The 3,151-nt window shown below is 62.2% G+C and carries 4 protein-coding genes; 3 read left to right on the forward strand and 1 reads right to left on the reverse strand.

What is annotated here, in order from left to right:
- Positions 1-147 precede the first annotated feature (147 nt).
- The 3 genes from CQ14_RS48220 to CQ14_RS12620 all read left to right on the forward strand — a co-directional run bounded on the left by CQ14_RS48220 (position 148) and on the right by CQ14_RS12620 (position 3,088).
- Positions 148-615 (forward strand): hypothetical protein, encoded by a 468-nt coding sequence (locus tag CQ14_RS48220; protein WP_156434932.1) that lies wholly within the window; start codon positions 148-150, stop codon positions 613-615.
- Positions 616-817: 202 nt separating this feature from the next.
- Positions 818-1,525, forward strand: coding sequence for a class I SAM-dependent methyltransferase (locus CQ14_RS12615; protein ID WP_057858208.1), 708 nt, complete (start codon positions 818-820; stop codon positions 1,523-1,525).
- Between the two features lie 42 nt (positions 1,526-1,567).
- A complete protein-coding gene (locus tag CQ14_RS12620) occupies positions 1,568-3,088 on the forward strand; it encodes an MATE family efflux transporter (RefSeq protein WP_057858209.1) in 1,521 nt (506 codons plus the stop codon).
- Here the strand turns inward: CQ14_RS12620 and CQ14_RS47605 are convergent.
- Positions 3,085-3,151, reverse strand: a 67-nt coding sequence (locus CQ14_RS47605; RefSeq protein WP_283807222.1) for a hypothetical protein, incomplete at its 5' end; no start/stop codon positions are given. The genes CQ14_RS12620 and CQ14_RS47605 overlap by 4 nt on opposite strands.

The raw sequence follows: 3,151 nt of genomic DNA on the forward strand, positions 1-3,151 counted from the left end.
TGCAGGTAGGAAACTACTATTACTTTTACCCCGTCGGCGGCAGCAGCGGGCCGCAATTCAAATACAAGGGCGCCCCGGTGGCAGTGGGGCAGTACGAATGGAGCTTCCTCGGCGTCGAGCAGACGGCCGGCGGTTACAAGNGTGGCCATGCGTATCCAGGGCACCGATCAGTATACGGTCTGGAATACCGACACCAACGGCAACTGGGTCTCGAACGGGACCGGCGGCGTCATCGTCTCGGGATCGAACTCCGCCATCAAGTCACTCGAGCTGAGCTTCAACCAGGATCTCAATGGCGACGGAATTATCAGCACCTCGTCGACCCCGCTAAGTTCGGCCAGTCTGGGACAAGGCGCTGCAACAACTCCGATTGCCGACTGGATCGCCGGTCAGGATAGCTTTGTGTTCAGGACTGATCATCTTGCGGCTCATGCAGATGCCACAAGCACCGGGCCATTGGCCAGCCTGCTGGGCGCCGGGATTGTTCATGACCAGATCCAACTTGCCGCGTCAGGAATGGCAGGCTTGCATTCGGATCTTGGCGCGGTACCGGCCGCGCCATCAGAGAGCCATTTGGCTGAACTGCTCTTAGACCACCATTTCATGATCCGGTGAGATCGAACCAGGGCTGCAGGCGGGTCCGTCCAATTGCCATCGCAGTCCTGCTGAAGTCCGACATCCCAAAGGCATGGTGCGTCGAGACTGCCGCGTTCCGGCAGGCTTGATGATCGCGGTCGCTTGCGTTAGTGACGGCCGGAAGCACGCGCCGAGGCGGGCCGGGGGCCCGGAATTGCCGACCAGGAGGGAGAGATTTTCCTTGAAGCGGTTTCTGGTGTCCATCCTCAAAGGCATCAACTGGTTCATGCGCGTACTGGTCGGCTGGACCCATTTTGCGCAATTTGCCTTGCAGTGGGGCACCAGACCGAGGCCGGAATGGTTCGACCATTTTCTCGATCAATACTGGCAGTGGGGCGCAACGAACAACAGCCTTTGGGTGGAGCGCGGCGTCTTTTCGCGGCTCGTCCTCAAGGAGAATTCGCGCATGCTCGAGATCTGCTGCGGCGATGGTTTCAACACCCGCCACTTCTACTCGACCAAAGCGAAGTCGATCATCGCGCTTGATTTTGACGAGGAGGCGATTCCTCACGCCAGGCGATACAATTCCGCGCCGAACATCACCTTCATCAAGCAGGACATCCGCGCCGGTCTGCCTGAGGGACCGTTCGACAACGTCGTCTGGGACGCAGCGATCGAGCATTTCACCGAAAAGGAAATCGACACGATCATGGGCGCGATCGTCGAGCGCCTGGGCGCCGATGGCATCCTGAGCGGCTACACGCTCACCGAAGACAAGAGCGGCAGGAAGAGCAACGCGCTGCATGAGTATGAATTCAAGGACAAGGAGGATCTGCGGCGCTTCCTGACGCCGCATTTCAAGTTCGTGCGCGTATGGGACACGATCTATCCGACGCGGCATAATCTGTACTTTGTCGCATCCCAGACACCGGTCGAAATGTATGGCTAGGCCATCGCGGTCGCGGCAGGCGCGGTCCCGGAAAGAGCAGAGATGACCGGTTCCCCCAGCCGCGCGCGCCGTCTCTCGGAAGGCTGGTCGGCAAATCTTTTGCAGATGGCGCTGGGGATCGCCCAGCAGGTCGCGCTCATTCCGGTCTTTCTGCACTACTGGACCGGTGACACCCTGGCGGCGTGGCTTGCAATCTATGCCGTGGGGAATCTCGTTCTCATTGCGGATGCAGGGCTGCAATTCCGCGCGATCAACCGGTTTTTCCAGTTCAAGTCGGGCGCCGATTGCGACGGCCGCACCGCGCGCTTCTATGCCGCGATACTGCGGATCTATCTCGGGCTCGTTGCTACGTTGACATTGCCGCTGCTGGTCGGCGCGATGCTGTTGGCCCCCTCCAAGGTACTCGGATTTGCGACGGTCCCGCATTTCGATGCGGCGTTTGTCGTGATGGCCGGTGGAATGCTGTGGGCGGTGCCGTCCAATCTCGTTGCCGCACTCTATCGCGCGCGGGGGCTCTATGGACGCGCAGGAAAAGTGCAGAACGTCGCCGTTCTCCTCGGGCAGATCGGCCAGCTCATCGCCATTGTCGCGACGGGAAGCCTGCTGGCGGTTACCCTTGCTTACGTAGCCGCGCAGGTGCTTGCTGCGATCTGGCTTTTGGTCGTCGACGCGCCGCGGCTGTTTCCGTATCTGCGCGGCCCTGGCGCAACCCCTTCGTGGCGCTGGAGTCTAGGGCAGTTTCGCAAGGCTGTTCCGTTTGCCGTGGCGGGCGCTACAGACTTGGCGCTGCTCAATCTGCCGGTCCTGCTGGTCAGCGCGTTCGTGTCCGATCGCGTCGCCGTCGCGCAGTGGGGGCTTACCCGCGTGGTCGCCGGATTGCTTCGCGTCCTCTGCGTTCAGACCAGCCTTCCGCTCGCCGCGGAGCTTGGCCACGATCATGCGGTGGGAGACGTGCAACGGCTGCAAAGCCTGTATGTCCGCGGATCGGTGCTCGTGACATTGCTGGCGAGCGTCGTGGTCTCCGGCCTGCTGCCGTTCTGGCCGGATTTTTTCGCGCTCTGGACCCGCGGCGTCGTGCCCTACGATCCGGCGCTGACGGTGACATTGCTGATCGGTACCGCCGCGGCGGCACCCTCGATCCTGGCGCTGGGTTATGCCAATTACAGCAATCGAGGCGATCTTCTGGTGCGGACGAAGGGACTGCAGCTCGTCGTTTTCCTGGTCCTGTCGGCGGTGTTGATCCCTTCGACCGGACTGATCGGGGCGGCGATTGCGGTGGTGGCCAGCGAACTGCTGATACAGTTCGGTGTCCTCGGGCGGATCATCCTGCAGGACACGTTGCAGCATCCGCTGAGGCATGTGGGCTTTCTGGCTGCGGTGATGATCGCGGTGACGCTCGCCGGCTGGGCGCTGGGCGCGGCCATCCGCCTGGCCACGCCGCTGGCAGAGCCGTTACGCTTCTTCGTCGAATGCGCCCTGTGGCTGGCCGTCGTCGCGGTGGCCGCCAGTCCGCTTGTGAGCGAGCGCGTGCGCGCGCGGCTGACCGCAGCGATTCCGCGTTAGCGCAGGACCGCCGCCTGCCGGATGAGATATCGCCCGTAGCCGGTATTCTTCATCGGCTCCGCC

Origin of the sequence: Bradyrhizobium lablabi (assembly GCF_001440475.1) — a bacterium.
GTDB classification, from domain to species: domain Bacteria; phylum Pseudomonadota; class Alphaproteobacteria; order Rhizobiales; family Xanthobacteraceae; genus Bradyrhizobium; species Bradyrhizobium lablabi.